Origin of the sequence: Streptomyces sp. NPDC048192, from assembly GCF_043202415.1 — a bacterium.
Lineage (GTDB): Bacteria > Actinomycetota > Actinomycetes > Streptomycetales > Streptomycetaceae > Streptomyces.
Genome location: NZ_JBIDAL010000008.1, coordinates 94,029 through 120,643, shown reverse-complemented (window position 1 = coordinate 120,643; position 26,615 = coordinate 94,029). Strand labels below are relative to the sequence as shown.

Here is a 26,615-nt window from a genome sequence, read left to right as displayed (position 1 = left end):
CCGCCCTTTTCCGGGATCATTGCGCTCACACGTGAATTCGGGCAGCGGAAATACACCGCCACCGAATTCCTCTTCTTTGTATACGGCGTCCGTGTTAATGCCGCAGACCCGAGATGTTTACGGCGTGTTGCGAAGTCCTCACACGCTCGGCGGCCCGCGGAGTGCGCAGCCGGTGCGCGGCCGTCGTGCGCTCGGTGTGCAGCGCCGTGAGCGCCCGCGCGCGTTCGCCGTCCCCGCGCGCCACCGCGTCGACGATGGCGCCGTGCTCCGCCCAGGCGTCCACCGGGCTGGCCGGCGCCTCCACGGCGTACATCCAGGCGATCTTGTGCCGGAGCTGGGTGAGCATCGCGGTCAGCGAGGGGCTGCCGCAGGCCTGGGCGAGCGTCTCGTGGAACCAGCCGCCCAGCGAGCGCAGATCCTCGCTGTTGCCCCTCCTGGCCCGCTCCTGGCCCAGCCTGACCAGGCCGCGCAGCACCTTCAGGTGGGCCTCGGTGCGCCGCTGGGCGGCCCGCGCGGCACCGAGCGGCTCCAGCAGCGTCCGCATCTCCAGCAGGTCGGCGGCCTCCTGCTCGGTCGGCTCGGCCACGCACGCGCCCGCGTGCCGGCGCGTCACCACGAACCCCTCGGCCTCCAGGGTGCGCAGGGCCTCCCGGACGGGGACGCGCGAGACGCCGTAGCGGCGGGCCAGGACGTCCTCGGTGAGGCGGCCGCCGCGCTCGTGGACGCCGGCGATGATGTCGTCCCGGATCGCCGTGCACACCGAATGCGCCGGAATACGCATGACCGACCTCCGCCTTAATCCCCGTGAAACGCCGACGATGGACGCCTGTTCCGTGACTCTATTCCAAGGAGCCGGAATTTCCGACGGCAGGCCGGAAGCCATGGATATTTTTTGGTCAGCGCCAGGGCGGAGCCGGCGGGAAAACGGCGAAAGCCCCGGCTCGGTGAGCCGGGGCCTCGCCGGGGCCTCGTCCGCCGCGCGCCGCGGTGTCAGACGTTCACGCCGTGCTTGCGGAGATAGGCGACGGGGTCGACGTCGGAGCCGTAGTCCGGGGTCGTACGGGCCTCGAAGTGCAGGTGCGGGCCGGTGGTGTTGCCGGTCGCGCCGGACAGGCCGATCTGCTGGCCCGGGACGACGCGCTGGCCGACGGAGACGCCGATGGACGACAGGTGGCCGTACTGGGTGTACATGCCGTCGGCCATCCTGATCACGATCTGGTTGCCGTACGCGCCGCCCCAGCCGGTGGAGACGACGGTGCCGGCGCCGACCGCGTGGACGGCCGTGCCGCTCGCCGCGTGGAAGTCGATGCCGGTGTGCGAGCCGGAGGCCCACAGGGAGCTGCTGGCCTTGTAGCCGGTGGAGACGTAGGAGTTCGCGATCGGGGCGACGAAGGTGTTCAGCAGGCGCTTGCGCTCGGCCTCGCGCGCCGCGCGCTCCCGGGCCTCGCGCTCCTGCCTGGCCTTACGGGCCGCGGCCTCCGCGGCCGCCTTCTGCTCGGCGGCCCGCTTCTGCGCGGCGGCCTGCGCGTCGATGTGCTCGGCCACGTCGTCGCTGACGGCGAGGACCGGGGTGAGGCCGGTCTGCGCCACGGTGTTCTCCGCGGCGAGCGCCGGGGAGGCGGCGAGGGTGCCGATGACTCCGGTGGTGGTGAGGGCAGCGATGCCGGCCGCCTGAGCGGTGGTGCGCTTGACCCGGCCGGGCTTGCGGTGCTTCCCGGTGGCGCACGTGAACGCCATGGAGTGGCTGGTCCTTTCCTTCCCTCTCGCCTACCGGGTTAGCTGACGGGTTCGGAGCAGGAAGGTCTCCTACGGGCTCCCTCGCGGCTCGCGCGGGCGCCCGATTCACCCCAGGGACGTGGGTCCCCGGCTCCCCTGGCTCGCGCCGTACGGGGACTCGGCGATGACTGTCCGGTGCCGCGGGTGCGGCGCACTGCCGGCGGACAGCCCGGACGACGCTACGAAAACCCGCTTTCGAATCCCAAACGGATCCGGGTGTTTGTAGCGCATCCCACAGGGCAGACAGGCAACCTCCGCCCCAAATCGGGCATCTGAGGAAGCGAGTGGAACAGCGTGGGGCTCCGACGGTCCACGAGCCGTCGGAGCCCCACGCGCGCGTGGCCGCTACTCGGCCGCCACGACGCTCACTTCGCCGATGCCGAGCGCCTCCACCGGCGCCTTGATCTGCGACGCGTCACCGACGAGGACGGTCACGAGGCGGTCCACCGGGAAGGCGTTCACGACGGCGGCCGTGGCCTCCACCGTGCCCGTCGCCGCGAGCCGCTGATACAGCGTCGCCTGGAAGTCGTCGGGCAGGTGCTGCTCGACCTGGTCGGCCAGCGTGCTCGCGACGGCCGCCGCGGTCTCGTACTTCAGCGGCGCCACCCCGACCAGGTTCTGCACCGCCACGTCCCGCTCGGCGTCGGTCAGGCCCTCCGCCGCGAGGGTGCGCAGCACCTTCCACAGGTCGTCCAGCGCCGGGCCGGTGTTGGGGGTGTCCACGGAGCCGCTGATGGCGAGCATCGACGCGCCCGTGCCGTCCGGCGCGGACCTCAGGACCTGGCCGAAGGCGCGCACCCCGTAGGTGTAGCCCTTCTCCTCGCGCAGGACGCGGTCCAGGCGGGAGGTGAGGGTGCCGCCGAGGCAGTAGGTGCCGAGCACCTGGGCGGGCCACACCCGGTCGTGCCGGTCGGGCCCGATCCGGCCGATGAGCAGCTGCGTCTGGACGGCGCCGGGCCGGTCCACGATGACCACGCGCCCGGTGTCGTCGGCGGTCACCGGCGGCACGGGCCGCGGCTCGCCCGGGGTGCCGGTCCAGGCGCCCAGGGTGTCGGCGAGCAGCGCGTCCAGGTCGACGCCGGTGAGGTCGCCGACCACGACCGCGGTGGCCGTGGCGGGGCGTACGTGCCGGTCGTAGAAGGCGCGTACGGCGCCGGCGTCGATCTTCTCGACGGTCTCCTCGGTGCCCTGGCGGGGACGCGACATGCGGGAAGCCGCCGGGAACAGCTCCTTGGACAGTTCCTTGGCGGCCCGCCGGGCGGGGTTGGCCAGCTCGTGCGGGATCTCGTCCAGGCGGTTGCGGACCAGCCGCTCGACCTCGCTCTCGGCGAAGGCGGGCGCGCGCAGGGCGTCGGCGAGCAGGCCGAGGCCCTTGGGCAGGCGGGAGACCGGGACCTCCAGGCTGAGCCGGACGCCGGGGTGGTCGGCGTGCGAGTCCAGGGTGGCGCCCGCGCGCTCCAGCTCGGCGGCGAACTCCTCGGCGGAGTGCTTGTCGGTGCCCTCGGAGAAGGCCCGCGCCATGATCGTGCCGACGCCGTCCAGGCCGGCCGGCTCGGCGTCCAGGGGCGCGTCCAGCAGCACCTCGACGGCGACGACCTGCTGGCCCGGGCGGTGGCAGCGCAGCACGGTCAGGCCGTTGTCCAGAGCCGAGCGCTCGGGGGCCGGGAACGCCCACGGCCTGGCCTCGCCGGGCTGCGGCTGGGGGTGGAAGTCCATGGTGGCGAGCTCGGTCACTTGGCCGTCTCCTCGTTCTCGTTACCGGCCTCTACGGTCGCTTCCTGCTCCGGGTCCTCGGGGACGCCCGCGTCCGGGACCTCCTCGGGGGTCTTCGGCTCGTACACCAGGACCGCGCGGTTGTCCGGGCGCAGGCGGGCCTTGGCGATCTCCTGGACCTCCTGGGGGGTCACCTCCAGGACGCGCTTGACGGCGGTGAGGGCCAGCTGCGGGTCGCCGAACAGGACGGCGTAGCGGCACAGTTCGTCGGCGCGGCCGGCGACCGTACCGAGCCGGTCCAGCCACTCGCGCTCCAACTGGGCCTGGGCACGCTCCATTTCCTCGGGCGTCGGGCCCTCCTCGGCGAACCGGGCCAGCTCCTCGTCGATGGCGGCCTCGATGACCGGCACCTCGACGTCACCGGAGGTCTTCACGTCCAGCCAGCCCATGGAGGGCGCGCCGGCCAGGCGCAGCAGGCCGAAGCCGGCGGTGACGGCCGTACGGTCGCGGCGGACCAGCCGGTTGTACAGGCGGGAGGACTCGCCGCCGCCGAGGACGGTCAGGGCGAGGTCGGCAGCGTCGCACGCGCGCGTGCCGTCGTGCGGGAGGCGGTAGGCGGCCATCAGGGCGCGCGCCGGGACCTCCTCGACGACGACCTCGCGCTTCTGCTCGCCGATGACGTCCGGCAGCGAACCGTCGCGTGGGGCCGGCTTGCCGTCGTGGGACGGGATCGACCCGAAGTACTTCTCCACCCAGGCGAGGGTCTGCTGCGGGTCGATGTCGCCGACCACGGAGAGCACCGCGTTGTTCGGCGCGTAGTAGGTGCGGAAGAACTGGCGGGCGTCCTCCAGGGTGGCCGCGTCCAGGTCCGCCATGGAGCCGATCGGCGTGTGGTGGTAGGGGTGGCCCTCCGGGTACGACAGGGCGGTCAGCTTCTCGAAGGCGGTGCCGTAGGGCACGTTGTCGTAGCGCTGGCGGCGCTCGTTCTTGACCACGTCCCGCTGGTTCTCCATGGACTCCTCGTCCAGGGCGGCCAGCAGCGAGCCCATGCGGTCGGCCTCCAGCCAGAGCGCCAGCTCCAGCTGGTGGGCGGGCATGGTCTCGAAGTAGTTGGTGCGCTCGAAGCTGGTGGTGCCGTTGAGCGAGCCGCCGGCGCCCTGCACGAGCTCGAAGTGGCCGTTGCCCTTGACCTGCGCCGAGCCCTGGAACATCAGGTGCTCGAAGAGGTGAGCCAGGCCGGTGCGTCCCTTGACCTCGTGGCGGGAGCCGACGTCGTACCAGAGGCAGACCGCCGCCACCGGGGTCAGGTGGTCCTCGGAGAGCACCACGCGCAGACCGTTGGCCAGCCGGTGCTCGGTCGCTGTCAGGCCCCCGGAGCCTGCCTCGGCTGTGGTCGTGTGACCCATGGGCATGTGCGTCCCTTCGCGAGCGGAGGCGGTTGTGAAAACCGCGGTTTTCCTGCCGTTCCTGCCACTGTATGCAACGCGTGCGGGACCTCGGCGACGTTCCGGCGGGACGTACGCCCACAGCGGATCCCGTAGCCTGCTGCGGACCCGCCCGCAGGCCCTGGGAAGCCCGCAGGGACGGGTCGTGGCACGGGTTGTCAGTGCCTCGGTCCACAATGGTCCGCGTCAGAACCGTCAATCCTTTGAGCAAGGAGCCGGCAGCGATGGCCCGCCGCAGTACGAAGACCCCGCCGCCCGACGACTCGTACGAGGAGAAGATCCTCGACATCGACGTCGTGGACGAGATGCGTGGCTCCTACCTCGAGTACGCGTACTCGGTCATCTACTCGCGCGCCCTGCCGGACGCCCGTGACGGCCTCAAGCCGGTGCACCGGCGGATCGTGTACCAGATGAACGAGATGGGCCTGCGCCCCGACCGCGGCTATGTGAAGTGCGCGCGTGTCGTCGGCGAGGTCATGGGCAAGCTGCACCCGCACGGCGACGCGTCGATCTACGACGCCCTGGTGCGCATGGCCCAGCCGTTCTCCATGCGCGTGCCGCTCGTCGACGGCCACGGCAACTTCGGCTCGCTGGGCAACGACGACCCGCCGGCCGCCATGCGGTACACCGAGTGCCGGATGGCCGAGGCGACCAGCCTGATGACCGAGTCGATCGACGAGGACACGGTCGACTTCGCCCCGAACTACGACGGCCAGGAACAGGAACCGGTGGCGCTGCCCGCCGCCTTCCCGAACCTGCTGGTCAACGGCTCCTCGGGCATCGCGGTGGGCATGGCGACGAACATGCCGCCGCACAATCTGCGCGAGGTCATCGCCGCCGCCCGCCATCTGGTCAAGTACCCGAACGCGGACCTGGACGCGCTGATGAAGCACGTCCCGGGCCCGGACCTGCCCACCGGCGGCAGGATCGTCGGCCTGGACGGCATCCGGGACGCGTACGCGACGGGCCGCGGCACCTTCAAGATGCGCGCGACGGTCTCGATCGAGCCGGTGACGGCCCGCCGCAAGGGCCTGGTGGTCACGGAACTGCCGTTCGCGGTCGGCCCCGAGAAGGTCATCGCGAAGATCAAGGACCTGGTCAACGGCAAGAAGGTCCAGGGCATCGCCGACGTCAAGGACCTCACCGACCGCGAGCACGGCCTGCGCCTGGTCATCGAGATCAAGAACGGCTTCGTGCCGGAGGCGATCCTGGAACAGCTGTACAAGCTGACCCCGATGGAGGAGTCCTTCGGCATCAACAACGTCGCCCTGGTGGACGGCCAGCCGCTCACCCTGGGCCTGAAGGAGCTGCTGGAGGTCTACCTCGACCACCGCTTCGACGTGGTCCGGCGCCGCAGCGAGTTCCGCCGCGGCAAGAAGCGGGACCGGCTGCACCTGGTCGAGGGCCTGCTGACCGCGCTCGTCGACATCGACGAGGTCATCCGGCTGATCCGGTCCAGTGAGAACTCCGCGCAGGCCAAGGAGCGCCTGATGCGGCGGTTCTCGCTGAGCGAGGTGCAGACGCAGTACATCCTCGACACGCCGCTGCGCCGGCTCACCAAGTACGACCGCATCGAACTGGAGGCGGAGCGGGACAAGCTCACCGCGGAGATCGCGGAGCTGACCCGGATCCTGGACTCCGACGCGGAGCTGCGCAAGCTGGTCTCGACCGAACTGGCCGCCGTGGCCAAGAAGTTCGGCACCGACCGGCGTACGGTCCTGCTGGAGTCCGGCGCCACCCCGGTGGCCACGGTGCCGCTGCAGGTGGCCGACGACCCGTGCCGGGTGCTGCTGTCCTCGACGGGTCTGCTGGCCCGTACGGCGACCGCCGAGCCGTTCCCGGAGCAGGCGGGCGCAAAGCGGGTCAAGCACGACGTGATCGTCTCGGCGGTGCCGGCCACCGCGCGCGGCGAGATCGGCGCCGTGACCTCGGCGGGCCGGCTGCTGCGGATCAACGTGGTCGACCTGCCGCAGCTGCCGGAGACCGCGACGGCGCCGAACCTCTCCGGCGGGGCGCCGCTGGCGGAGTTCGTCTCCCTGGAGGACGACGAGACGGTGGTCTGCCTGACCACGCTCGACGAGTCGTCGCCGGGCATCGCGCTCGGCACCGAGCAGGGCGTCGTCAAGCGCGTGGTGCCCGACTACCCCGCGAACAAGGACGAGTTGGAGGTGATCACCCTCAAGGAGGGTGACCGGATCGTCGGCGCGGTGGAGCTGCGTACCGGCGAGGAGGACCTCGTCTTCATCACCGACGACGCGCAACTGCTGCGTTTCCAGGCGTCGGTCGTGCGCCCGCAGGGCCGCCCGGCCGGCGGTATCGCGGGCATCAAGCTCGCCGAGGGCGCGAAGGTCATCTCCTTCACGGCCGTCGACCCGGCGGCCGACGCGGTGGTGTTCACGGTGGCGGGCTCGCGCGGCACACTGGACGACTCGGTGCAGACGACGGCCAAGCTGACGCCGTTCGACCAGTTCCCGCGCAAGGGCCGGGCCACGGGCGGTGTGCGCTGCCAGCGGTTCCTGAAGGGCGAGGACTGCCTGTCCCTGGCCTGGGCGGGCGCGGCTCCCGCGCGCGCGGCGCAGAAGAACGGCACCCCGGCGGAGCTGCCGGAGCCGGACCCTCGTCGCGACGGCTCGGGCGCGTCGCTGCCGAAGACGGTGTCCGTGGTCGCCGGGCCGGTGCTCTAGCGGACCTCGGCGCCGGGGAACTCCTCGGCGCCGGGATCCTCCTCGGTGCCCTGGACATAGCGCAGGACGCCCCACATGCCGTGCTCGTCGGCGTGCGGGGCGTCGTTCTCGCACCCCTTGAGCTCCCGGCCGAGGGCCTCGGTGTCGATGCCGGCGCCGATCAGCACGAGCTGGGTGCGGCGTGGGCCGGCGGCGGGCCAGGGCTCGGGGTAGAAGCGCAGGAACCGGCCCACGGCGTGCACCGCGTACCGGTTGCGGGTGTCGTACGGCCCGAAGTCGACGTACCCCTTGATCCGGTACAGCCCCTCGGGCCGGCTGTCCAGGAACCGCATGAGGCGGCGCGGCTCCATCGGCACGTCGGCGGCGAAGGACAGGCTGTCGTAGCGAGTGTGCAGGTGGCCGGTGTGCTCGTCCGTGCCGTGATCGTGCAGGTCGTCGAAGGAGAGCTGGCCGATCCGCTCCTCGCTCGGCCGGCAGTCGAAGAGGAACTCCGGGTCGATCCGGCCGTAGGTGGCGGGGACCGCGGCGGCGCCGTCCGCGAGGGACCGCACGAGAGCGAGCACCCGGTCGCCGTCGGCGGCCCGGTCGAGCTTGTTGACCACGACCAGGTCGGCGAGGGCGAGGTGCCGGTCGATCTCGGGATGCCGGGCCCGGGTGTCGTCGAACTCGGCGGCGTCCACGACCTCGACGAGCCCGCCGTAGACCACCCCCGGGTTCTCACAGGCCAGCACCATGCGGACCAGTTCCTGCGGCTCGGCGAGCCCGCTGGCCTCGATGACGATCACGTCGATGCCGGTGGCCGGGTCGGCGAGCCGGTCCAGGTAGCCGTCGAGTTCGCTCGCGTCGACCGCGCAGCACAGGCAGCCGTTGCCGAGCGAGACGGTGGAGTCGCCGAGGGCGCCCGCGACGGCCATCGCGTCGATCTCGATGGCGCCGAAGTCGTTGACGATCGCCCCGATACGGCTGCCGCCGCTGCGGTGCAGGAGGTGGTTGAGGAGCGTGGTCTTCCCGGAGCCCAGGAATCCCGCGAGCACGACGACCGGGATCTGCGGACCTCTGCTGTTCCCCAACGGGTGACCTCTCTCTGTAGGGGCATGGACCGGCTGCCGGTCCAGGATAGGAGAGGCCCGTGGGGCAGGCGTGCCGCCCGCACGGCTGGGGCGGGTAGTGCCGCCGGTACAGCTGGGGCCGGTGTGCCGGCCGGCGGCCGGCACAGGCGGGGCGGGGACGGTCAGCCGGCGGCCGGCACCGGGACCGGCGGCGTGGGGCCCACGTACCGCGCCACCGGCCGGATGATCTTCGAGTCGGCCGCCTGCTCGAGGATGTTGGCGCTCCAGCCCACCACCCGTGCCGCGGCGAAGGTGGGGGTGAACATCTCCCGGGGCAGGCCGCAGAGTTCCATGACCACGCCGGCGTAGAACTCGACGTTGGTGTGCAGTTCACGGCCCGGCTTCAGCTCGGCGAGGATCGCCTCGACCCGGCGCTCGACCTCCACCGCGAAGTCCACGCGCGGACCGCCGAAGCTCTGGGCGATCTCCCGCAGCATCCGCGAACGCGGGTCCTCGGTGCGGTAGACGGCGTGTCCGAACCCCATGATCCGGTCACCGGCGAGCACCCGTTCGCGGATCCACGGGTCGATCCGCTCCGGCGTGCCGATGGCGTCCAAGGTGTCCAGGGCACGGCTGGGCGCGCCCCCGTGCAGGGGCCCGGACAGGGCGCCCACCGCTCCGGTCAGGCAGGCCGCGACATCGGCGCCGGTGGAGGCGATGACGCGGGCGGTGAAGGTTGATGCATTGAATCCATGGTCAATGGTTGAGATCAGGTATTGCTCGACCGCACGCGCGCGCCGCGGCTCGGGCTCCTCGCCCGTGAGCATGTACAGGTAGTTGGCCGCGTGGGGGAGGTCGTCGCGCGGCTCGACCGGTTCGAGGCCCTGCCCGAGCCGGTACAACGCGGTGAGCAGCGTGGGCACGGCCGCGCAGGCGGCGACGGTGTCGGCGCGGCGCCGGCCGGCGTCGATGTCGTAGACCGGTCGCATCCCCCGGGCCGAGCCGAGCAGGGACAGGGCCGTGCGCAGCCCGGACAGCGGGCCGGAGACACGGCTGGCCGCGGCGATCGCGGGCAGCGCCGCGGCGACCTCCTCGGGCAGCCGCCGCAGCGCCGCGGTCTCGGCGGCGAAGGCGGCGCGGCGCCCGGCGTCCGGCAGCGCGCCGTGGACGAGGAGATGCCAGACGTCCTCGAAGCCGCGGGTCTGCGCGAGTTCGACGGCCGAGTACTGGCGGTAGTGGTAAAAGCCCTCGCGCCCGCGGACGTCGCCTATCTCGGTCTCGGCGACGACGACGCCCGCGAGGCCGCGCGGCGCGTCGATGAGCGGGGCTGCGGTGGTGTTGATGGCCATGGTTCTCCTCCCTGGACTTGATCCGACTGTCCATGCTTGACTCATTTCTTGTCAATGTTGATTGAATCAACTCACTGCGATCAAGGTGTACAGAGGCGGCTACGGTGACCCCCATGCGCGATCACGAACCCGCTCCCGGCCGTCCCGGGCGCAGGCTGACCACCAAGGAGACCGCCGAACTGCTCGGCGTGAAGCCGGAGACGGTGTACGCGTACGTGAGCCGGGGCCTGCTCAGCAGCAGGCGCGAGCCCGGCGGGCGTGCCAGCACCTTCGAGGCGAGGGAGGTGGAGGCCCTCGCCCGCCGGCACCGCCGCGAGGCGGCCGCGACTCCGGGCTCCGGCGGGGACCTCTCGGTGCGGACCCGGATCACGCTGATCGAGCAGGACCGGTACTACTTCCGCGGCGTGGACGCCGTCGAACTGGCCCTCCGTCACTCCTACGAGGAGGTCGCGGAGTGGCTGTGGACGGGCCGGCTCACCCCGGGCGTCACCTTCTCCGCACCCGGGCCCACGGTCGAGGTCGCGCGCCGCGCGGTGAACGCGCTGTCCGAGCACGCCTCCCCCACCGACCGGCTGCGCGTGGCGGCCGTCGCCGCGGCGGCCGAGGACCCGCTGCGCTTCGACCTGTCCGAGGACGCGGTGCTGAACACCGCGCGGATCCTGATCCCCACGCTCGTCGCCGCGCTGCCGCCGGTCGTGTACGCCCCCGAGGACGACGGACCGCTCGCCCGCCGGCTGTGGGGCCGGCTGACCGGTCGCCCCGCCGACGAGGCGTCCCTGCGCGTCCTGGACACCGCCCTCGCCCTGCTCGCCGACCACGACCTGGCCGCCTCGACGCTCGCCGTCCGGGTCGCCGCCTCCGCCCGCGCGCACCCCTACGCGGCCGTCTCGGCCGGCCTCGGCGTGCTGGAGGGCCCGCTGCACGGCGCCGCGAGCGGCAACGCCCACCGCATGCTGCTCGACGTGCTCGATCAGGGCACGGCCGTCCCCGTGATCGCCGGGGAACTGCGCGCGGGACGGCGCGTCCCCGGGCTCGGCCACCGGCTGTACACCGGTGAGGACCCCCGTGCGCGCGTGCTGTTCGGCCTGCTGGAGGAGGTGCCGCACGCCGAGTCGGCCCTGCTCGCCGCGCGGGACATCGTCGCCACGACCGCCCGGCACACCCCGCTGCACGCCAACGTCGACCTGGCCCTGGCGGTGTTCACCGCGTCCAGCGGCATGCCCGCCACGGCCGGCGAGACGATCTTCGCCGTCGCCCGCACGGCGGGCTGGATCGCCCACGCCCTGGAGGAGTACGGCGAACGGCCGCTGCGGATGCGCCCGGTGGGCCATTACGTCGGTACGCGCCCTCCGCGGCCGCTTCCCGGCGAGACCGGCCCGGGTACCCGCCCGGAGTAGGACACGCCTGCGGCCGGAAGTCGCCCTTGAAGGCGTCAGGTTAGGCTCGCCTGTGTGAGTAGGTGCACGATCGTCTCCCGGAGCCTCGACGAGCCGGTTTCCGGCACGGCGGCCACGGCGGCGACGTGGCTGCTGCTGGAACAGCCCGGCCCGTGGGGCGCCAAGGCGCTCACTTCGAGCCACTTGGACCCCGCGCTGGGCCGGGCGCTGGAGACGGCCGCGGAGGGGACCGGCGTCCGCATCGCGCTGATCCGCCGCCCCGGGCGCCACGCGGATCCCGGCAGGCCCGCCGTCCGGCAGGTGTACGCCGCCCACACCGTGCCGGGCCGCATATGGCTGCACAGCGCCGCCACCCGCGACCCCCGGCGGCTGCTCGGCCTGGACTTCGCCGCTCTCGGAGCCGGCGACCACGGCTCCTTCGGCGAGGTGCTCGACGGACGGCCGCACCGCGGCGACCCGCTCGCGCTCGTGTGCACCAACGGCAAGCGGGACCGCTGCTGCGCCCTCCTGGGCCGCCCGCTCGCCACCGAACTGGCCGCCTCCGGCGTGCGCGGCGTCTGGGAGGTCACCCATCTGGGTGGACATCGCTTCTCGCCGACCGTGCTCGTCCTGCCGTACGGCTACGCCTACGGCCGCGCCGAGGCGCACACCGTCAAGGAGGCGCTGCACGGCGTCCAGGAGGGGCGCGTGGTGGTCGAGGGGTGCCGCGGCTGCTCCGCCTGGGAACGGCCCGCCCAGGCGGCCGAGCTGGCCGTGCGGGCGGCGGCGGGCGAGTACCGGATGGGTGTGCTCAGCGTCGTGCGGACGCAGGCCGTACCGGCCGAGGGGGAGGCCCTGCGCTGGGAGGTCACCGTCGGGCACGCCGACGGCCGCCGCTGGCGGGTGACCGTGGCCCAGGAGGCGTCCCTGCCGCCCCGCCCGGAGAGCTGCGGCGCCGCGGTGCTCGGCACGCCGGCGCGGATGGACGTGCGGTCCGTGCGCGAACTGCGGCCGACGGCGCCCGACGCCTGAGCGGACGCCCCTCAGCGCCGTCGGCGACGTCCACCGCCCTTCAGGGAGCGGACCGGCACCTCTTCCAAGAACCGGTCAAGAGATCCCCACCACACCCCCTGGGGGCGGGCACGCGCGTCCACGTACCGTCGTGGGCATGAGCCCCACTCCCCGCGCACGCCGTCTCCGCCTCGGTCTGCCACGGCGGGTGTTCTCGCAGGTGCTGCTCATGCAGGTGGCGATCGCCGCGGGGGTCGCGGTGCTCGCCACCGGACTGTTCCTGGCGCCGCTGAGCAAGCAGCTGGACCAGGAGGCGGAGCGCCGTGCGCTGGCCATCGCGGAGACGACGGCCCAGGACCCCCAGATCGCCGAAGGACTCCTGACCACCCCGCCGACGGCGGACGGGCCGGTGCAGCGGGATGCCGAGCGGATCCGGAAGGCCACGCACGCCGAGTACATCGTGGTCATGGATCACCGGGGCGTGCGCTGGTCGCACACCACGCTCTCGGAGATCGGCGACCATGTCTCCACCGATCCGCGCGAGGCCCTCGCCGGCAAGGAGGTCATGGAGATCGACAACGGCACCCTGGGCCGCTCGGCCCGCGGCAAGGTGCCGCTGTACGACGCCCGCCACCGGATCATCGGGGCGGTCTCGGTCGGCATCGCCTACGACAGCGTGCGGGCGCGGCTGATCGGCGCGATACCGGGACTGTTCGCGTACGCCGGCGGCGCGCTCGCGGTGGGCGCGCTGGCCGCGTGGCTGATCTCCCGCCGGGTCCAGCGGCAGACCCGGGACCTGGCGTTCTCCGACATCTCGGCGCTGCTCGCGGAGCGCGAGGCGATGCTGCACGGCATCCGTGAGGGCGTGGTCGCCCTCGATCGCGGCGGCCGTGTCCGCCTGCTCAACGACGAGGCGCGGCGGCTGCTCGGCATCGGCGACGAGGCCGTCGGGCGGACCCCGGACGAGGCGCTCGGCGCGGGCCGTACGACGGACGTCCTGGCCGGCCGGGTGACCGGCACCGATCTGCTCACCGTGCGCGGCCAGCGGGTGCTGGTCGCCAACCGCATGCCCACGGACGACGGCGGCGCCGTGGCCACCCTGCGCGACCGCACCGAACTGGAGCGCCTGGGGCGCGAACTGGACTCCACGCGCGGGCTGATCGACGCCCTGCGCGCCCAGGACCACGAGCACGCCAACCGCATGCACACCCTGCTCGGGCTGCTGGAACTGGAGATGTACGACGACGCCGTGGAGTTCGTCGGCGAGGTGGTCGGCGACCACCGGGCCACCGCCGAGCAGGTCACGGAGAAGATCCAGGATCCCCTGCTGGCCGCGCTGCTGGTCGGCAAGGCGACCGTCGCGGCCGAGCGCGGCGTCGCGCTGTGGGTGTCGGAGCGCACCCGGCTGCCGGACCGGCTGATCGATCCGCGCGGTCTGGTCACGGTGGTCGGCAACCTGGTGGACAACGCCCTCGACGCGGTCGCCGGCACCCTTCACGCGCGCGTGGAGGTCGAGTTGCGCACCGAGGGCCGCACGGTCGTGCTCAGGGTGCGCGACACCGGTCCCGGGATTCCGGCCGACCAGCGCGAGCTGGTCTTCACCGAGGGCTGGTCCACCAAGAAGCCGCCCGCGCACGGCAAGCGGGGCCTCGGGCTTTCGCTGGTCCGCAGGCTCGCCGAACGGCAGGGCGGCAGCGCGACGGTGGGCGCGGCGGACGGTGGCGGCGCGGAGTTCACCGTGGTGCTGCCGGAGGCGCTGACCGAGCCGGAGCTGGAGCCCGCGGTGCCCGACGAGCCGGAGCTGGAGCCCGCGGTGCCCGACGAGGCACTGCGGCCCGCTGCCGTCACCGAGGAGGAGACCCGATGATCGAGGTCCTGGTCGTGGACGACGACGCGCGCGTGGCCCGGGTCAACGCGGCGTACGTGGAGAAGGTGCCGGGTTTCCACGTGGCCGGCGAGGCGCACAGCGCCGCGGACGCGCTGCGCCAGGTGGAGAAGCTGCCCCGGCTGGACCTCGTCCTCATGGACCACTACCTGCCCGACGACACCGGTCTCGCGGTCGTCCGCGAGATGCGCAGGCGCGGCCACCAGGCCGACGTGATCATGGTGACGGCGGCGCGGGACGTGTCGACCGTGCAGGCCGCGATGCGCCAGGGCGCGCTGCAGTACCTGGTGAAACCGTTCGCCTTCGCCGGTCTGCGGGCCAAGCTGGAGGCGTACGCGCAGCTGCGGCGCACCCTGGACGGCGGCGGCGAGGCGGAACAGGCCCAGGTGGACCGCATCTTCAGCGCCCTGTCCGCCCCCTCGGAGCCCGGTCTGCCCAAGGGGCACTCCCCCACCACGGCCGAGCTGGTGCGCCAGGCGCTGATGAACGCCGAAGGACCGCTGTCCGCGCAGGAGATCGCCGAGCGGACGGGGGTGAGCCGGCAGACGGCCCAGCGGTATCTGAAGCTCCTGGAACGCACCGGGCGTGCGCGGCTGACCCTCAAGTACGGCGACGCGGGCCGCCCGGAACACCGTTACGTGTGGGCGACCCGCGGCTGAGCGCGTCTCAGGCGGCAGTCACTTGGCCGCCTTGACGAACTCGGTGGTGTACGTCTTGCTCAGATCGACCTTGGCGTTCTTGATGTTGGGGTTGAACGACTTGAGCACCTTCTCCACGGTCTCGGGGCCGCCCTGGGGCATCACGCCGTCGTCGGTGAACATCGGCAGGGTGCTCTTGATGGCCTGCGCGTAGAGCGACTTGTTGCCCTGGGAGTAGTCGGCGGGCATCTTGGCGGCGATCTCGTCGGCGCTGTGCGTGGACATCCACTTGAGCGTCTTGACGAATGCGTTGACCAACTTCTGGACGGTGTCCTTGTGTCCGTTCACCCAGTCCGTCTGCATGTACAGACTTGACGACGGGTACGGCCCGCCGAGCGCCTTCTGCGAGCCCTCGGGGGTGCGCATGTCGATGAGGACCTTGCCGGCCTTCTTGTCGAGGATCGTCGCGACGGTCGGGTCGGTCGTCATGCCGCCGTCGATCGCCCCCTTCTGGAGGGCCGCGATGAACGTCGGTCCGGCGCCCACGGCCACGGGCGTGAACTCGCTGACGTTCACACCGTTCTTGACCGCCAGGTACTTGGTGAGGAAGTCCGTGGACGAACCGAGGCCGGTCACGCCCAGCTTGCGGCCCTTGAAGTCCTTGGGCGAGGTGAGGCTGCCCGCCGCCTTGTTCGAGACCACCTCGACCTCGCCGGGCGCGTGCGAGAACTGCACCACCGACTCCACCGACTTGCCCTTCACCTGCAGGTCGAGGGTGTGGTCGTAGAAGCCGACCGCTCCCTGCACCTGGCCGGAGACGAGCGCGGTCTCGGCCTGGACGCCGGCCGGCTCGCTGAGCAGCTGGACGTTCAGGCCCTCCGACGTGAAGTAGCCGAGGCGCTGGGTGAGCATCGCCGGCAGGTAGATGACCTTGTCCAGGCCGCCGACCATGATCTTGACGCTCGCGCCCTTGCCCTGGGCGCCGCCTCCACCGCTGCCGGTGTCGGCCGTGGAGCTGGCCGCGTCGTTGGCACAGGCGGTGAGCGAGGAGAGCGCCAGACAGGCCGGCGGCGGCCAGGGAGGCGTATCTGGCGGTGTTGCGCATGCGGTTCACGTCCTTGTGAGAGGGCGGTACGGGGAAGGCGTGGGGGGCTTGGTCCGCGAGGGGCCGGTCAGCTGTCGGAACCGGCGGGCCTCCAGCGGAAGATGCGGCGCTCGGCGAAGGTCAGCAGTCCCTCGGCGGCGAGGGCGACGACGGCGAGGATGACCATGGCGGCGTAGACGCCGGCCGCGTTGAAGGTGTTCTGCGACTGCGCGACGAGCAGGCCGATGCCCTTGGTCGCGCCGATGTACTCGCCGACGATCGCGCCGATGAGGGCGAAGCCGAAGCTGACGTGGAGGCTGGTGAAGATCCAGGAGGTGGCCGACGGGATGACCACCTGGAGGGTCACCCGGCGGTCGCTGGCGCCCAGGATGCGGGCGTTGGCCACCAGGTTCCGGTCCACCTCGCGGGCGCCCTGGAAGGCGTTGAAGAACACCGGGAAGAAGACCAGCACGACGGCGGAGGCGATCTTCGAGGACGGCCCGAGCCCGAACCAGATCAGGAAGATCGGCGCCAGGACGATCCTGGGAATCGAGTTGAGCACCTTGATGTATGGACCAAGGACCTCGGCGAGCAATCTGACCCGCCCGAGTGCGATGCCGAGCAGGACACCGGCGACCACACCGATGACCCAGCCGAGCAGTGCCTCGTAGAGCGTGTACCAGATCTGCTCGCCCAGCGAGCCGAGCGCGGTGCCGTGGGTGACCCAGGTCCAGATCTGGTCCCAGATCTTCGACGGCATCGAGAAGTTGAAGGGGTCGATGATCTTCGCCCGGGACAGTCCCTCCCACAGCCCGAGGACGGCCACCAGCAGCAGCACGCGTACGGCGACGACAAGCGCCCTGCGGCGGCGGGCGGCCTGGGCGCGGGTCTGCGCGCGGTCGGTGACCTTGGCCGTGGCGACGACGGGGGTCTCGAGAGTCTCAGGCGACATGGGCGGCACCTCTTTCACGGGTGATGCGGACCTCTTCGCCGAGGGACTCCCAGATCTCGCGGTATATCTCGATGAACCGCGGTTCCAGGCGGACGGACTCCACCTTGCGCGGCCGGGGCAGGTCGATCTCGAAGACCTGCTTGACGGTGGCGGGCCCCGCGGTCATCACCACGACCTTGTCGGCGAGCGCGATGGACTCCTCCAGGTCGTGGGTCACGAAGACGACCGAGGAGCCCGTGCCCTCCCACAGCTCCAGCAGCTCGTCCGACATCAGCGCCCGGGTCTGCACGTCCAGCGCCGAGAACGGCTCGTCCATCAGCAGGATCTCGGGGTCGTTGACGAACGTGGCGGCGAGGGCGACCCGCTTGCGCTGACCGCCGGAGAGCTGGTGCGGGTAGCGGTCCTCGAAGGCGGAGAGGCCGACGCGGGCCAGCCATTCACGGGCCTTCTCCTTGGCCTCGGCCTTCGGCACGCCCCGGAAGCGGGGGCCGGCCATCACGTTGGACAGGACCGTGCGCCAGGGGAAGGTGGCGTCCTGCTGGAAGACGAAGCCGACCTTGTCACCGACGCCGTCGACCGGCTCCCCGGCCACCAGCACCTCGCCCTCGGTGGGCTCCTCCAGGCCACTGACCAGCGTCAGCGTGGTGGACTTGCCACAGCCCGTCGGGCCTACGACGGCCACGAACTCGCCGCGCCCGACGGTCAGATCCAGACCGCGCACGGCCGTGTGCAGTCCCCCTGACGGGGTTCTGAAGGTCTTGCTCGCGCCCCGCAGCTCGATGGCGGGGCTGGTGTGTGCGCTCATGGCCCGGGACGGTAGGTGTGGCCCCGGCCACAGCAGCAGTCTTGTGGGCACAAGCCGTTCTTTTGCTCGCAAGAGCCTGTTGTGCTCATTTTGCTCGCGCTACAACTGCGGAGCCGAAACACGGGCTTAACGCCCGTCGGCCTTGGAGGAGAGGCCCGATGATTGACGTCCTGGTCGTGGACGACGACTTCCGCGTCGCTGAGATAAACGCGAAGTACGTGGGAAAGGTTCCCGGCTTCCGGGTGACCGCCCGCGCGCACAGCGCTGCCCAGGCCCTGGCGGCCGTGGAACGCGGCACCGTCGACCTGGTCCTGCTCGACCACTATCTGCCGGACCAGACGGGACTCGATCTCGTGCACCGCATGCGGGACCAGGGCCACGGCACGGACGTCATGATCACTGCGGCCAGCGATGTGACGACCGTGCAGCAGGCGATGCGCCTGGGCGCCCTGCACTACCTGGTCAAGCCGTTCACCTTCGCCGCCCTGCGGGCCCGCCTCGACTCCTACGCCGCCCTGCGCCGCACGGTGGACCGGGTCGGCGGCCGGGGCCTGACCGGACAGGAGCAGGTCGACCGGATCTTCGGGGCGCTTCGGACGTCTCCCGCACCGTCCACGCCCGGCCTGCCGAGCGGCCACTCGGAGCCCACGACCGATCTGATCTGCGGCGTGCTGCACCGAGCCGGGCAGCCGCTGTCCGCCCACGAGGTCGCCGCCCGGACCGGTCTGAGCCGCTCCACGGCCCAGCGCTATCTGCGCCATCTGGAACAGGCCGGCCGGCTCCGGCTCTCCCTGAAGTACGGCGACACCGGCCGGCCGGAACACCGGTACGCCTGGGTGGCACCGTGACGGGACTCCCCGGCGCTACACGGCACCGGCGCCGGTCAGCGACCGTACCTCCGTCTCGGCGTACTTGGCCTCGTCGGCGACCTCCCCGGAGGTGATCGTGCCGATCCAGCCGGCGAGGAAGCCGAGCGGGACGGAGACGATGCCCGGGTTCTGCAACGGGAAGAACTGGAAGTCGACGTCCGGGAACAGCGAGGCCGGGCTGCCGGACACCACCGGGGACACCAGCACCAGTCCCAGCGCCGGGATCAGCCCGCCGTACACCGCCCACACCGCGCCCCGGGTGGTGAAGCCGCGCCAGAACAGCGAGTACAGCAGCACGGGGAGGTTCGCCGACGCGGCGACGGCGAAGGCGAGGCCGACGAGGAAGGCGACGTTGAGATCGCGGGCCAGCAGACCCAGCGCGATCGCCGCGACGCCGATACCCACCGCGGCCCAGCGCGCCACCGCCACCTCGCTGCGCGCCGTGCCGTGCTGGCGTCGCAGCGACGCGTACAGGTCGTGCGCCACCGACGCCGACGAGGCGAGCGTGATGCCGGCGACCACGGCGAGGATCGTGGCGAAGGCGACGGCGGCGACGACCGCGAACAGAACCGTTCCGCCGGTGGAGCCCGCACCGCCGCCCAGCTCCCGGGCGAGCAGCGGCACCGCGGTGTTCCCGGCCGCGTTCGAGCCGCGCACCGCGCCCGTCCCCACCACGGCGGCCGCCCCGAAGCCGAGAACGATCGTCATCAGGTAGAAGCCGCCGATCAGCCCGATGGCCCACACCGCGGAACGCCGGGCGGCCCGCGCGGTGGGCACCGTGTAGAAGCGGGACAGGATGTGCGGCAGTCCCCCGGTGCCCAGGACGAGGGCGAGCCCCAGGCTGATGAAGTCGAGGCGGGCGGTCCAGCTCCCGCCGTACTTCAGGCCCGGCGCCAGGAACGCCCTTCCATGACCGCTGCGGTCCGCCGCCGTGAGCAGCAGGCGTCCGACATCGCCGTGGAAGCGGACCAGGACGAGTACGGTCAGCAGGATCGTGCCGCTCAGCAGCAGGACCGCCTTGACGATCTGGATCCAGGTGGTGGCCCGCATCCCGCCCAGCGACACGTAGATCACCATGAGCGCGCCGACCACGATGACCGCCCAGGCCTGCGCCGCCCCGCCCGTGCGCCCCAGGAGCAGCGCCACCAGGCTGCCCGCGCCGACCATCTGCGCCACCAGGTACAGCACGGACACCGTGACCGAGGACGTGCCCGCCGCGATCCGCACCGGACGCTCGCTCATCCGCGCGGCCACCACGTCGGCAAGGGTGAACCGCCCGCAGTTGCGCACCAGTTCGGCCACCAGGAACAACACGACCAGCCAGGCCACGAGAAACCCCACCACGTACAGCATGCCGTCGTAGCCGTACAGCGCGATGAGCCCGGTGACCCCCAGGAAGGAGGCGGCGGACATGTAGTCGCCCGCGATGGCAAAACCATTCTCCATGGGCGAGAACAGCCGCCCTCCGGCGTAGAACTCCTCCGCCGAACCCTGCCGGCGCCGGCTCACCCATGTCGTGATCCCGAGGGTCACGGCCACGAAACCGCTGAAGAGCAGCAGCGCCGGCGTCTGATGGTCACCGGTCACGAGGTGCCTCCCCGCACTTCCCGGGTCATTTCCTGGGTGTCCCAGCGCAGCTCCAGCGCCGCCCGGTCCCGGCGCAGCCGCGCATGCCGGGCGTAGGCCCAGGTGAACAGGAACGTGGTGAGGAACTGTCCCAGCCCGGCCACCATGGCCACGTTCACCGCTCCCGCCACCGGCCGGGCCATGAGCCCCGGCGCGGTCGTGGCGGTGACCACATATCCCACATACCAGGCGAGGAAGACCACGACCCCCGGCACGACGAACCGCCGGTACCTGCCCCGCACCTCCTGGAAGGCCGCGCTGCGCTGCACCTCCACGTACACATCCCGTGCGTGAACCGCAGCCGCGCTCCGCTCTCCGCGAGCGGACGGCGCCGCCGGCGCCGGCACCCCCGGGCCGGCCGGCTCGCCCCACCCGGCGGCCGGCACGTCGTACCCCAGCGCGTCGCACCAAGGGTCCTTGTACGTCATGTCGCGGGTGGATGCGCCGTGGTCTTCCCGGTTCCCGGACGGCGTCTCGGGACCGTCCCCGGCTCCACGGGCACGACCGTTGCTTGACTGCATGCCCAAGGATGGACAGATCGGGAAGATCCCTGACTCTTCTTCCCTCCGCACTTCACCCCATCAGGTGATTCACTGCGTGGGCGGCCGCACGAGCCCCTTGCTGTAGGCGTAACGCACCGCCTGCGCCCGGTCCTTGAGGCCCGCCTTGGAGAAGAGGTTGTTGATGTGGGTCTTCACGGTCGCGGTCGACACATGCAGCTTGCGGGCGATCTCCTGATTGCTGAGCCCTTCGGCGATCAGCGTCAGCACCTCGGTCTCCCGCGCGGTCAGCCCGTCGGGCGGCGCCTCGGCGGTCACCGGCGGCCCGGGCTCGGACCGCGACAGCCGCTCCAGCAGCCGGCGCTGGACACTCGGGGACAAGCCCGCGTCTCCCGACAGCACGCTCTCCACCGCACGCACGATCTCGTCACCGCCCGCGTCCTTGGTCAGATACCCCCGGGCGCCGGCATGCAGCGCGGGGAACAGCGACTCGTCGTCCGCGTACGTGGTGAGCACCACGACCTGCGTGGCCGGGTACTGCTCCCGGATGCGCCGGGTGGCCTCCACGCCGTCACAGCGGGGCATTCTCAGGTCCATCAGGACGACGTCCGGGGCCAGTTCCGCGACCAGCCGCACCGCCTCCTCGCCGTCTCCAGCGGCGCCCACGACCTCCACCCCGGGCAGCAGACCGAGCAGCATCACGATGCCCTCCCGGACCACCGTCTGGTCGTCGGCGACCACCACCCGCGCGGGCTTCTTCTCCCCCTCCGTCTCGGTCATACCGGCACCTTCAGCGTCACCACGAACCCCTCCTCGCCCGGCCCCGCGTCCAGTGAGCCGCCCAGCAACTCGGCACGCTCGCGCATGCCCAGCAGACCGTACCCGCCACCGGACCCCGTGAGTTCGCCCGGCCGCCCACCCGAGTCCCGTACGTCCAGCGTCACTTCGTGCTCGCTGTAATCGAGCCTGAGCTGCACCTTCGCTCCCTGGGCGTGCTTGCGGACGTTCGTCAGCGCCTCCTGGGCGACTCTGCGCACGGCCTGGGAGGCCTCGGCCGGCAGGGGCCTGCGCTCACCCGTCACGGTGACCTCGGCGCCATCGGCTCCGCTGACGAGGTCGCTCAGGAAGTCCTCCAGCGGGGTCAGCTCGCCCCGGAGGGCGGACAGGGCCTGCCGGGTCTCGGCGAGTCCGTCGCGGGCCATGCCGCGGGCGGCCACCACCCGCTCCAGGATGCGGTCGCGGTCCGCGCCGTTCTCGATCAGCAGCCGCGCCGCCTCCAGGTGCACCAGCTGAGCCGAGAGGCTGTGGGCCAGCACGTCATGGATCTCGCGTGCGATCCTCGCCCGCTCGGCCAACGCGGCGGACTCGGCCTCGGCGGCCCGGGCGGCGCGTTCCTGAGCGAGCAGTCGCTGTGCGTTGCCGCGTGCCTCGGCGTCCAGCCGCAGGACGTACCCGGCGAGGGCCATGCCCGCGACCGTGGCGGCCGTGGTCATCCAGACGTCATTGTTGAAGGCCGAGTACGCGGCCAGGCACGTCGTCGTCACCGGAAGGGCGGCCCCGAGCGGCAGCCGCTCCAGCCCCGTGATCGCGCAACCGCACCAGATCACGAGGGCTCCGCCCTGGAACCCGGCGGCCTCGGCACCGGCGGCGAGGGCCATGAGGGCGCACATCAGAACCAGTGAGGGCACCAGGCGGTGCTGGTAGGTGGTCCGGAACAGGCCCCAGGCGAGGACGCCGGCGACGACGACTCCCGCCATCCCGGCGGCCACGCCCTGCACCCCCATGTGTCTCTGGTGGTAGGCGCCCCACATCAGCATGGCGAGGACCAGGACCCTGACGGCCCAGGCGAGGATGCGCCGCGGCCGGGAGGTGCCGGCACGGCCGAGTGCCTCCCGCGACGGCCAGCGTGTCCAGGCGTTCTCCGTCACGCGCGCTCCCTCCTGACCGACCGCATGCCGTCACCGTACGCCGGAGCAGGACCGTCCCCGGCGTCGAGCGACTGAGCCCGCCAGACCAGGATGCCGCCGCGGACCAGCAGGGTGGTGGCGAGGGCGATCATCAGTGCGGAACTGTCCTGGTGCAGGCCGAGTGCGGAGCCGATGCCGTAGATGCCGATGCGCAAGGCGATGCCCACGATCCACACCGCCACGCTCGCCTTGGTGCTCTTGGTCCACACGACGCCGTCCGGTTCCCTCCAGATACGAGTCGTCCAGGCCCAGCCGGCGCCGGTGGCGACCCCTATGATCAGCTCCACCGCGAGCAGCAGGGCGGATCCGGTGCGGTGGTGGACGTCGAGGACGCCGGGCTCGCGCAGCGCCACGACGACGAGGACCACGGGGATCAGCCACCAGCGCCGGTCGGTGTTGATCGCCCGGGCACGGAACTGCCGCACGATCACTATGACGGCGACGGCAACGATCAGCAGTGCGTTGACGACCCCGGACATCGAGCCTCCACTGAACGAGAAGATGGTGCGCCGGGAGCGGGTGCCGCCGACACCAACGAAACTACGGAAAGGCGCAGGTCGGGAGATCGGAGCCGGGGTGGATCACGGGTGGAAACCCACAGCGGTCCGTCTCCACCCACGGGTGTAGTGCCCCCGGGCAGACGCGGGGCTGGGGCGGAGGCGGGGTGGGCCGGAGGCCGGGTGGGGCGCAGGCCGGAGAGGGGCGGAGGCCGGGGGCCCCAGGCGGGGGTGGGGCCGGAGGCGGGGGTGGGTGAGATACGGGCCGGTTGATAGGCGGTTGGCGGCGCGGTCTGACTGAGGGGAGCCGTGCGGTGGGTACGGGCCCTGGACAGGCTGGTGGCGCAGGACCGGCTCGGGAGGCGGTGAACAGCGTGACCGGGTTGGCCGAGGGGGCGGTCCCGGCCGACCGGCGGGGTGGGGCAGCCCGGGTCGGCCGAGGGCCGAGTGTGGCACGCGGTCCTGCCGAGCGAGCGGTCGGATCCAGATCTGTCCAGCGGGCGCGGTGAGGCGGCGTCATCCCGGGCAGACAGCGGTGAGGGAGCCCGGTCAGGCGGAATGCGGACGGCCGGCGTCAGCCCTGTCGACAAGCGGTCGAGAAGCCGCTTTCCCGCCGGGGGGGCCGGCGTCGAGGTCGCGCACGGATTGGCATGCCGACGGCAACCGCCGAGCCTGAAGATGCACGCGGGCCGCTCCTGACCGGCGGGCGCCGCCGACGGGACGCGTGCTCTTCAGCAACAGCAGCGACACACCCGGCGTCCTAGGCTTCGCCTGAAGCGGGTGGGCCGGCAGCCGGCGCAAGCACAGGCATGCGACCGCGGCCGCCCGGCGACGAGTGACGCCGCTCAACCGGCGCGGGCCGCTACCCCAGCCTGCACCGCCGACCCCGCATCACCCTCGACGACCACAGAGCCCGTCTCCGTCTCCCTCCCTACGGCCACCTATGCATCCCCGGCTCCGCCCCGCCTGGACCGCACCATCCGGAGCTGCCCCCCCGCAGGCACCCCCCGTCGGCCGAGCCCCGGGCAGCGGCTACGCGTCGATGCGTGAGCGGTCCAGCGTGGCCGCCGAGCTGGAGATGAACTCCTTGCGCGGCGCGACCTCGTTGCCCATGAGGAGGTCGAAGACCTGTTCGGCGGCCTCCAGGTCGGACAGGTTGATCCGGCGCAGCGTGCGGTGCCGCGGGTCCATCGTGGTCTCGGCCAGCTGGTCGGCGTCCATCTCGCCCAGACCCTTGTAGCGCTGGATGGAGTCCTTGTAGCGGATGCCCTTGCTCTGGAACTCCATGAGCTTGTCGCGCAGCTCGCGGTCGGAGTACGTGTAGACGTACTTGTCCTGGCCCTTCTTCGGCTGGACGATCTCGATACGGTGCAGCGGCGGCACCGCGGCGAAGACCCGGCCGGCCTCGACCATCGGCCGCATGTAGCGCTGGAACAGGGTGAGCAGCAGGCAGCGGATGTGAGACCCATCGACATCGGCGTCGGTCATCATGATGATCTTGCCGTAGCGGGCCTGGTCGATGTCGAAGGTGCGGCCCGAGCCCGCTCCTATGACCTGGATGATCGCGCCGCACTCGGCGTTCTTGAGCATGTCGGTCACCGACGACCGCTGCACGTTGAGGATCTTGCCGCGGATCGGCAGCAGGGCCTGGAACTCGGAGTTCCGCGCCAGCTTGGCCGTGCCCAGCGCGGAGTCGCCCTCGACGATGAACAGCTCGCTGCGGTCGACGTCGTCGCTGCGGCAGTCGGCCAGCTTCGCCGGCAAGGAGGAGGACTCGAGGGCGGTCTTGCGACGCTGGGCGTCCTTGTGCTGGCGGGCCGCGACGCGCGTGCGGGCGGCGGCCACCACCTTCTCCATGACGACCCGTGCCTGGGCGGCGGCGTCCCGCTTCGTGCTGGTCAGGAACGCCTTCAGTTCCTTGGTGACCACGTTGTTCACGATGCGGCGGGCCGCCGACGTGCCGAGGACTTCCTTGGTCTGGCCCTCGAACTGCGGCTCGGCCAGGCGCACGGTCACGACGGCGGTGAGGCCCTCGAGGGCGTCGTCCTTGACGATGTTGTCCTCGGCCACGCGCAGCAGCTTCTTGGCGCGCAGCACCTCGTTGAACACGCCGGTCACGGCCTGCTCGAAGCCGGAGACGTGGGTGCCGCCCTTGGGGGTGGCGATGATGTTGACGAAGGACCGGACGGTCGTGTCGTAGCCCGTGCCCCAGCGCAGCGCGACGTCGACGCCCAGCTCACGCGTCACCTCGGTCGGCGTCATCTGGCCGTGCTCGTCGAGGACGGGGACCGTCTCCTTGAAGGTGCCCTTGCCGGAGAAGCGGAGCACGTCGCAGACCGGCTTGTCGCCCGCCAGGTACTCGCAGAACTCGCTGATGCCGCCGTCGAAGCGGAAGGACTCTTCGCCCTTGCTGCCGCCCTCGCCCAGGCCGAACTCGTCACGGACGACGATCGTCAGGCCCGGCACCAGGAAGGCGGTCTGCCGGGCGCGCTGGTGCAGGTTCTCCAGGGAGAGCTTGGCGTCCCTGAGGAAGATCTGGCGGTCGGCCCAGTAGCGCACGCGCGTGCCGGTGCGGGTCTTGGGGATCTTCTTGGTCTTGCGCAGCCCGCTCTTGGCCTCGAACTTCGCGTCGGCGCCCTCGCCGGCGAAGGCGCCCGGCACGCCGCGCCGGAAGCTGATGGCGTGCGTGTGGCCGCCGCGGTCCACCTCGACGTCGAGACGCGCGGAGAGGGCGTTGACGACGGAGGCGCCGACGCCGTGCAGACCGCCGGAGGCGGCGTACGATCCGCCGCCGAACTTGCCGCCCGCGTGGAGCTTGGTCATGACGACCTCGACGCCGGACAGGCCGGTCCTGGGCTCGACGTCCACGGGGATGCCCCGGCCGTTGTCGCGCACCTCCACCGAGCCGTCGTCGTGGAGGATCACCTCGATGCGGTCACAGACGCCCGCGAGGGCCTCGTCCACGGAGTTGTCGATGATCTCCCACAGGCAGTGCATCAGACCGCGGCTGTCGGTCGATCCGATGTACATGCCGGGGCGCTTGCGCACGGCCTCGAGGCCCTCGAGGACGAGCAGGTGCCGCGCGGTGTAGTTGGAACCGTCCCGGTCTGCTCCTGCCAGCAGCGCTGTGGACGGCACGGACGTGTCGGCGGTCACGCGGTTCGCTCCTCGCTGAATTTCAGTTGGTCCCTTACTGGGTAAGGGGACGGCTTCGGTCGCCGCTCAGAGGGTACCGAGGCCTGGTAGAGCCGGTGTAACGCCACCCTCGTCGGGAACTCACACTAGTCCAAGCTCGTATACACGTTCGATCCCTCGATGGAGTGAAGTGCATATCACGTTCCATTGGAGGCATGAACCATTTAGGCTCCGGGCACGTCCTCCTGAACAAC

Annotated in this window: 20 protein-coding genes, 1 pseudogene and 1 riboswitch; of the genes and pseudogenes, 6 read left to right on the top strand and 15 right to left on the bottom strand. The window is 71.7% G+C overall.

Annotated features, from left to right (window positions below):
• Positions 1-94: 94 nt before the first annotated feature.
• From ACGFZN_RS18535 to ACGFZN_RS18520, 4 genes are all read right to left on the bottom strand, one after another.
• Entirely contained in the window at positions 95-781 is a 687-nt protein-coding gene (locus ACGFZN_RS18535) for a GntR family transcriptional regulator (RefSeq protein WP_393859532.1), read from the bottom strand.
• Positions 782-990: 209 nt separating this feature from the next.
• Complete coding sequence (locus ACGFZN_RS18530; protein WP_393859531.1) at positions 991-1,737, bottom strand: M23 family metallopeptidase; 747 nt, start codon at positions 1,735-1,737, stop codon at positions 991-993.
• A gap of 12 nt (positions 1,738-1,749) precedes the next feature.
• Positions 1,750-1,910, bottom strand: a riboswitch (cyclic di-AMP (ydaO/yuaA leader).
• A gap of 211 nt (positions 1,911-2,121) precedes the next feature.
• Entirely contained in the window at positions 2,122-3,510 is a 1,389-nt protein-coding gene (locus tag ACGFZN_RS18525; RefSeq protein ID WP_393859530.1) for a M16 family metallopeptidase, read from the bottom strand.
• Positions 3,507-4,901, bottom strand: a complete 1,395-nt coding sequence (locus ACGFZN_RS18520; protein WP_393859529.1) for a M16 family metallopeptidase — start codon at positions 4,899-4,901, stop codon at positions 3,507-3,509. The genes ACGFZN_RS18525 and ACGFZN_RS18520 overlap by 4 nt, the downstream gene beginning before the upstream one ends.
• A 257-nt stretch (positions 4,902-5,158) precedes the next feature.
• Between ACGFZN_RS18520 and ACGFZN_RS18515 the strand changes: the two genes are divergently transcribed.
• Complete coding sequence (locus tag ACGFZN_RS18515) at positions 5,159-7,618, top strand: DNA topoisomerase (ATP-hydrolyzing) subunit A (RefSeq protein WP_393859528.1); 2,460 nt, start codon at positions 5,159-5,161, stop codon at positions 7,616-7,618.
• On the opposite strand, the gene ACGFZN_RS18510 is transcribed toward ACGFZN_RS18515, so the two are convergent.
• Positions 7,615-8,688, bottom strand: coding sequence for a CobW family GTP-binding protein (locus ACGFZN_RS18510; protein ID WP_393859527.1), 1,074 nt, complete (start codon positions 8,686-8,688; stop codon positions 7,615-7,617). The two genes, ACGFZN_RS18515 and ACGFZN_RS18510, sit on opposite strands and share 4 nt — an antisense overlap.
• 161 nt (positions 8,689-8,849) lie before the next feature.
• Complete coding sequence (locus tag ACGFZN_RS18505) at positions 8,850-10,016, bottom strand: citrate synthase/methylcitrate synthase (RefSeq protein ID WP_393859526.1); 1,167 nt, start codon at positions 10,014-10,016, stop codon at positions 8,850-8,852.
• Between the two features lie 113 nt (positions 10,017-10,129).
• Between ACGFZN_RS18505 and ACGFZN_RS18500 the strand changes: the two genes are divergently transcribed.
• The 4 genes from ACGFZN_RS18500 to ACGFZN_RS18485 all read left to right on the top strand — a co-directional run bounded on the left by ACGFZN_RS18500 (position 10,130) and on the right by ACGFZN_RS18485 (position 14,947).
• A complete protein-coding gene (locus ACGFZN_RS18500) occupies positions 10,130-11,413 on the top strand; it encodes a citrate/2-methylcitrate synthase (RefSeq protein WP_393859525.1) in 1,284 nt (427 codons plus the stop codon).
• A 54-nt stretch (positions 11,414-11,467) separates the two neighbouring features.
• Positions 11,468-12,424 (top strand): sucrase ferredoxin, encoded by a 957-nt coding sequence (locus ACGFZN_RS18495; RefSeq protein ID WP_393859524.1) that lies wholly within the window; start codon positions 11,468-11,470, stop codon positions 12,422-12,424.
• Positions 12,425-12,560: 136 nt separating this feature from the next.
• Positions 12,561-14,270 (top strand): ATP-binding protein, encoded by a 1,710-nt coding sequence (locus ACGFZN_RS18490; protein ID WP_393859523.1) that lies wholly within the window; start codon positions 12,561-12,563, stop codon positions 14,268-14,270.
• Positions 14,267-14,947, top strand: a complete 681-nt coding sequence (locus ACGFZN_RS18485) for a response regulator (RefSeq protein ID WP_393859522.1) — start codon at positions 14,267-14,269, stop codon at positions 14,945-14,947. The genes ACGFZN_RS18490 and ACGFZN_RS18485 overlap by 4 nt, the downstream gene beginning before the upstream one ends.
• Positions 14,948-14,965: 18 nt before the next feature.
• On the opposite strand, the pseudogene ACGFZN_RS18480 reads toward ACGFZN_RS18485, so the two are convergent.
• The 3 genes and pseudogenes from ACGFZN_RS18480 to ACGFZN_RS18470 form a co-directional block, all read right to left on the bottom strand.
• Positions 14,966-16,031, bottom strand: a pseudogene (locus tag ACGFZN_RS18480) (ABC transporter substrate-binding protein).
• A gap of 67 nt (positions 16,032-16,098) precedes the next feature.
• The gene (locus ACGFZN_RS18475) at positions 16,099-16,962 is read right to left on the bottom strand and encodes an ABC transporter permease (RefSeq protein WP_393859521.1); all 864 of its coding nucleotides are present in this window, start codon (positions 16,960-16,962) and stop codon (positions 16,099-16,101) included.
• The gene (locus tag ACGFZN_RS18470; protein WP_393859520.1) at positions 16,952-17,767 is read right to left on the bottom strand and encodes an ABC transporter ATP-binding protein; all 816 of its coding nucleotides are present in this window, start codon (positions 17,765-17,767) and stop codon (positions 16,952-16,954) included. Before ACGFZN_RS18470 ends, ACGFZN_RS18475 begins: the two co-directional genes overlap by 11 nt.
• 158 nt (positions 17,768-17,925) lie before the next feature.
• On the opposite strand from ACGFZN_RS18470, the gene ACGFZN_RS18465 reads away from it, so the two are divergent.
• Positions 17,926-18,615: a response regulator gene (locus tag ACGFZN_RS18465; RefSeq protein WP_393859519.1), complete on the top strand. Its 690-nt coding sequence runs from the start codon at positions 17,926-17,928 to the stop codon at positions 18,613-18,615.
• Between the two features lie 15 nt (positions 18,616-18,630).
• Here the strand turns inward: ACGFZN_RS18465 and ACGFZN_RS18460 are convergent, their stop codons facing one another.
• From ACGFZN_RS18460 to ACGFZN_RS18435, 6 genes are all read right to left on the bottom strand, one after another.
• A complete protein-coding gene (locus tag ACGFZN_RS18460) occupies positions 18,631-20,223 on the bottom strand; it encodes a cation acetate symporter (protein ID WP_393859518.1) in 1,593 nt (530 codons plus the stop codon).
• Positions 20,220-20,690 carry a DUF485 domain-containing protein gene (locus tag ACGFZN_RS18455; RefSeq protein ID WP_393859517.1) on the bottom strand — a complete coding sequence of 157 codons (471 nt, stop codon included), beginning with the start codon at positions 20,688-20,690 and terminating at the stop codon, positions 20,220-20,222. Before ACGFZN_RS18455 ends, ACGFZN_RS18460 begins: the two co-directional genes overlap by 4 nt.
• A 162-nt stretch (positions 20,691-20,852) precedes the next feature.
• Entirely contained in the window at positions 20,853-21,542 is a 690-nt protein-coding gene (locus ACGFZN_RS18450) for a response regulator (RefSeq protein WP_393859516.1), read from the bottom strand.
• The gene (locus ACGFZN_RS18445; RefSeq protein ID WP_393859515.1) at positions 21,539-22,690 is read right to left on the bottom strand and encodes a sensor histidine kinase; all 1,152 of its coding nucleotides are present in this window, start codon (positions 22,688-22,690) and stop codon (positions 21,539-21,541) included. Before ACGFZN_RS18445 ends, ACGFZN_RS18450 begins: the two co-directional genes overlap by 4 nt.
• Positions 22,687-23,208, bottom strand: coding sequence for a DUF1453 domain-containing protein (locus ACGFZN_RS18440; RefSeq protein WP_393859514.1), 522 nt, complete (start codon positions 23,206-23,208; stop codon positions 22,687-22,689). Before ACGFZN_RS18440 ends, ACGFZN_RS18445 begins: the two co-directional genes overlap by 4 nt.
• A gap of 1,050 nt (positions 23,209-24,258) precedes the next feature.
• Positions 24,259-26,382 carry a type IIA DNA topoisomerase subunit B gene (locus tag ACGFZN_RS18435; protein ID WP_393859513.1) on the bottom strand — a complete coding sequence of 708 codons (2,124 nt, stop codon included), beginning with the start codon at positions 26,380-26,382 and terminating at the stop codon, positions 24,259-24,261.
• Positions 26,383-26,615 lie beyond the last annotated feature (233 nt).

Bases quoted from the DNA above. Each gene is read 5' to 3' on its own strand.
- ACGFZN_RS18515 (WP_393859528.1), top strand. From the start codon at position 5,159: ATGGCCCGCCGCAGTACGAAGACCCCGCCGCCCGACGACTCGTACGAG.
- ACGFZN_RS18450 (WP_393859516.1), bottom strand. From the start codon at position 21,542: ATGACCGAGACGGAGGGGGAGAAGAAGCCCGCGCGGGTGGTGGTCGCC.
- ACGFZN_RS18505 (WP_393859526.1), bottom strand. From the start codon at position 10,016: ATGGCCATCAACACCACCGCAGCCCCGCTCATCGACGCGCCGCGCGGC.
- ACGFZN_RS18440 (WP_393859514.1), bottom strand. From the start codon at position 23,208: ATGTCCGGGGTCGTCAACGCACTGCTGATCGTTGCCGTCGCCGTCATA.
- ACGFZN_RS18485 (WP_393859522.1), top strand. From the start codon at position 14,267: ATGATCGAGGTCCTGGTCGTGGACGACGACGCGCGCGTGGCCCGGGTC.
- ACGFZN_RS18470 (WP_393859520.1), bottom strand. From the start codon at position 17,767: ATGAGCGCACACACCAGCCCCGCCATCGAGCTGCGGGGCGCGAGCAAG.
- ACGFZN_RS18490 (WP_393859523.1), top strand. From the start codon at position 12,561: ATGAGCCCCACTCCCCGCGCACGCCGTCTCCGCCTCGGTCTGCCACGG.
- ACGFZN_RS18455 (WP_393859517.1), bottom strand. From the start codon at position 20,690: ATGACGTACAAGGACCCTTGGTGCGACGCGCTGGGGTACGACGTGCCG.
- ACGFZN_RS18500 (WP_393859525.1), top strand. From the start codon at position 10,130: ATGCGCGATCACGAACCCGCTCCCGGCCGTCCCGGGCGCAGGCTGACC.
- ACGFZN_RS18535 (WP_393859532.1), bottom strand. From the start codon at position 781: ATGCGTATTCCGGCGCATTCGGTGTGCACGGCGATCCGGGACGACATC.
- ACGFZN_RS18475 (WP_393859521.1), bottom strand. From the start codon at position 16,962: ATGTCGCCTGAGACTCTCGAGACCCCCGTCGTCGCCACGGCCAAGGTC.
- ACGFZN_RS18530 (WP_393859531.1), bottom strand. From the start codon at position 1,737: ATGGCGTTCACGTGCGCCACCGGGAAGCACCGCAAGCCCGGCCGGGTC.
- ACGFZN_RS18465 (WP_393859519.1), top strand. From the start codon at position 17,926: ATGATTGACGTCCTGGTCGTGGACGACGACTTCCGCGTCGCTGAGATA.
- ACGFZN_RS18520 (WP_393859529.1), bottom strand. From the start codon at position 4,901: ATGCCCATGGGTCACACGACCACAGCCGAGGCAGGCTCCGGGGGCCTG.